2 protein-coding genes are annotated in these 4041 nt (G+C 72.7%); both read right to left on the reverse strand.

Annotation, left to right across the window (positions count from 1 at the left end; genetic code table 11):
• Window positions 1–315 (reverse strand): beta-ketoacyl synthase N-terminal-like domain-containing protein (locus OQ02_RS38950; protein ID WP_033443711.1); only part of this gene is annotated, 315 nt, incomplete at its 3' end.
• Window positions 316–339: 24 nt separating this feature from the next.
• On the reverse strand, window positions 340–4041 hold a 3702-nt coding region (locus tag OQ02_RS38955; protein WP_033443712.1), incomplete at its 5' end, for an SDR family NAD(P)-dependent oxidoreductase.

The raw sequence follows: 4041 nt of genomic DNA on the forward strand, positions 1-4041 counted from the left end.
CCCCGCCACATCCGACAGGAACCCACCCGACCGCGCGTAACTCCGCCCCGCACGATCCGGATCCTCATCGAACAGACTCCCCAGATCCCAACCACGATCCGACGGGAACCCCGAAACCGCATCCACCCCCGACGACACCAACCCCCACAACTCCTCCGCAGAGGACACCCCACCAGGGAACCGACACGACAACCCCACCACCGCGATCGGCTCGTGCGCGCCCTCGATCAGCCGCTGCCGCTCCTGCCGCAGGCGGGTGTTCTCCTTCATCGAAGCGCGCAGGGCCTCGACAACCCGCTCGGTCGACACAGCCATCTCCGAAGACACTCCCTCACACCACTAGTCGCCCTGGAGGGCTTTGCTGACGAGTGCCTCGGCGGACATGGCGTCGATCTCCGACAGCTCGGCGTCGTCCTCCACGGAGTCGGCGGGTTGGCCGGGGTGGAGCAGGTCGAGCAGGTGGGCGGTGAGCGCTTGGGGCGTCGGGTGGTCGAACACCAGGGTGGGCGGGAGCGTGAGCCCGGTGCCCCGGCTGAGCTGGTTGCGCAACTGGACCGCCGACAGCGAGTCGAACCCGAGGTTCTTGAACGTCGTGGTGGCCTGCACCCCCGCCGGGCTCTTGTGCCCGAGCACGCCCGCGATCGTGGCGAGGACGTGCTGTTGCAGGTGGTGGTGCCGTTGCTGCCCGGACAGCCCGGCCAGGTGCTCCCGCAGCGCGTTCGGCGTGGTCGTCCGGTCCGCGTCGGTCTTGCCGCTCGCGGTGGCCGGCAGCAGTCCGTGCAGGATCGGCGGTGTGGTGGCCCGGGTGAGGCCGGCCGTCGCCAGTGACGTGGGGCAGTAGTGGGGACCGGCGGCGGCCAGGGTGATGTCGAAGTGACGCAGTGCGGTGGCGGTCGGCAGGGGTCGGATGCCCTGGGCCGCCAGCCGTGCGGTGTCGGTCTCGGTCAGCTGCCCGGTGAGTTCGGTGGTGTGCTGCCAGTAGCCCCACGCGAGCGACGTGGCGGGGAGGCCTTGGGCGTGCCGGTGGTGGGCCAGGGCGTCGAGGAACGTGTTGGCTGCGGCGTAGTTGCCCTGCCCCGGCCCGCCCAACGTGCCCGAGATCGAGGAGAACAGCACGAACGCGGTGAGCGGCAGGTGTTCGGTGAGTTCGTGCAGGTGCCAGGCGGCGTCGGCCTTGGCGGCGAGCACGTCGTGCAGGTGCGACTCGGTGAGACCGGGCACGGTGGCGTCGCGCAGGACGGCCGCGCTGTGGACGACTCCCCGCAGCGGGTGCTCGGCGGGGATGCCGTCGAGGAGGGCGGCGAGCTGGTCACGGTCGGCCACGTCGCAGGCGCGCACCTCGACGTGGGCACCCAGGCCGGTCAGGTCTTCGACCAGCTGATCGACCCCAGGTGCGGCAGGACCTCGACGGCTGGTGAGCAGCAGGTGCCGCACGCCGTGCTCGACGACCAGGTGACGGGCGACCACGGCGCCGATGCCGCTGGTACCGCCGGTGACCAGCACCGTTCCTTCCGGTGTCAGCGCCGCCGTGCCCGCTTGCGCCGACGACCGGGTGAGGCGCGGAACCCGCAGCCGGCCGTCGCGCACGGCGATCTGCGGCTCGCTCGCCGCCAGGGCGAGCGCCGCCCGCAGGTCTTGGCCGGTGGGCGCACCGACGTCGAGGAGGGCGAACCGGTCCGGGTTCTCGCTCTGGGCACTGCGCACCAGCCCCCACACCGGCGACACCGCGATGTCGGGCGCCTCCCCGTCGAGGGCGACCGCGCCGGACGTGAGGACCGCCAGCCGGGTGTGGACGAGCTGGTCGTGCGCCAACCAGTCCTGCAGCACGGCCAGCACCCGACCGGTGTTGTCCCGGACCCGGTCGGGGACTTCTCCGGCGGCTGGAGGAACCACAGGCAGCACGACCCACTCCGGCACCGTCGCACCGCTGTCCACATCGGACAGCAACGCCGCGAGGTCGTGGTACTGGCGGATGTCCGGACCGGAGACGGTGGTCGAGCCGAGGACGGCGATGGTGGACGGCGCGCTGGTCGGCACACCGGCGTCGACCCACTCGACGGCGTACAGGGGCTCGACGGCGGTGCGGGACGCTTCGAGCTGCTGACGGGACACCGGCCGCCCGGTCAGCGCCGTCACGGACATGACCGGCCGACCTCCGGTGTCGACGGCGACCATCCCGACGCCGACGCCCTCACCTTCGAGCGGGGTCAGCCGCACGCGCAGCATCCCCGAGTCGGGGCCGCCCGGCCGCAGCCACACCCCCGACCAGGCGAACGGGAGGACCACGTCGTCGCTGGTGTCGGTGAGGACGGCGTGGAACGCGGCGTCGATCGTGGCCGGGTGGACGGCGAAGCCGGTGCTGGACGTCGGCTCGACCTCGGCGTACAGCTCACCGTCGTGGCGCCAGGCGGCCCGCAGACCGCGGAACGCCGGCCCGTACCCGAACCCGCGTTCCGCCAGGGCGTCGTACAGGCCGTCCACCGGCACCGGCACCGCGCCCTCGGGCAGCCAGGCGAAGCCGGCCGGTTCCCCGTGGGCGGTGAGGGTGCCGGAGGCGTGCTGCACCCACTCGTCCTCGGCGTCGCCGACCCGTGAGTGGATGGTGAGCTCGCAGTCGCCGTCCGGCTTGCCGACCCAGACCTGGAGGGTGACGGGGGAGTCGTCGGACAGGATCAGCGGCGCGTGCAGCGTCAGTTCCCGCACGACCGGGCGGCCGACCCGCTCACCGACCCAGGCCGCGAGTTCGGCCAGCGCCGCGCCGGCCACCACGACGTGCCCGAAGACGGCGTGATCGGCCATCCACGGGTGGTCGGACAGGGACCACTCGCCGGTGAACAGCCGTCCGCCGCTCCCGCCCGCCACCAGGATCGAACCAGCCAGCAGCGGGTGTCCGGCCGCGGCCATCCCCGCCGCCGCGGGGCGCGACGGCCGACTCGGCTCGATCCAGAACCGCTCGTGCTCGAACGCGTACCCGGGCAGGTCGACCTGCTGGGGGACACGCTCACCGAACAGCGAGGCCAAGTCCACCGGAGTGCCCGCGGAGTGGGCGCGGGCGACGCCGGCGAGGAAGTCCGTGAGGCTGCCCGCGTCGCGCCGCAGCGTGGGGACGACGCGCGCCCGGCCGTGTGCCTCGGCGGTCTGCTCCAGCGGGAGGTTCAGCACGGGGTGGGGGCTGACCTCGATGAACGTCGTGTAGCCGGCATCGAGCATCGTGCGGACGGCTTGGTGCAGGTGCACCGGCTCGCGCAGGTTCCGGTACCAGTACTCCGCGTCCAGCTTCGTGGTGTCGATCGCGGTGTCGCCGTCGCTGTTCACGGTGGTGTGGAACGGCGTCGAGGCCGGTTGGGGGGTGATCGCGGCCAGGGAGTCCAGCAGGTCCTGGCGCAGCGACTCGACGTGGGGGGAGTGGGAGGCGTAGTCCACCGGGATCGTCCGCGTCCACACGTTCTCCGACTCGCACTCGGCGGCGAGTTCACCCAGGGCGTCGCGCGTCCCGGTGACGGTGGTGGCGGACGGACCGTTCTCGGCCGCGATCCACAGGGAGTCCGGCCACCGGCCCAACCGGTGTCGGACCTCGTCGGCCGGTTCGGCCACCGACATCATGGCGCCGCCGTTGCCGGTGGTGTGGTCGAGCAGGAGTCGGCTGCGGACGGCGACGACCCGTGCCGCGTCGTCCAACGACAAGGCGCCGGCGACGCAGGCGGCGGCGATCTCCCCCTGCGAGTGGCCCACGACCCCGTCCGGGTGCACGCCGTAGGACTCCCACAGGGCCGCCAACGACACCATCACGGCGAACAGCACCGGCTGCACCACGTCCACCCGGTCCAACCCCGGGGCACCCTGCACGCCGCGGACCACGTCGTGCAACGACCAGTCCACATACGGCGAGAGTGCCTCGGCGCAGTCGCGCATGCGGTCGGCGAACACCGGGGCCGACTCCAGCAACTCCACCGCCATGCCCTGCCACTGCGCACCCTGACCCGGGAACACGAACGCCACCCGACCCGCCGGCAGCGCCTCACCCACCACCACCCGGTCCGA

Origin of the sequence: Saccharothrix sp. NRRL B-16314 (genome assembly GCF_000716595.1) — a bacterium.
Classification (GTDB): domain Bacteria; phylum Actinomycetota; class Actinomycetes; order Mycobacteriales; family Pseudonocardiaceae; genus Actinosynnema.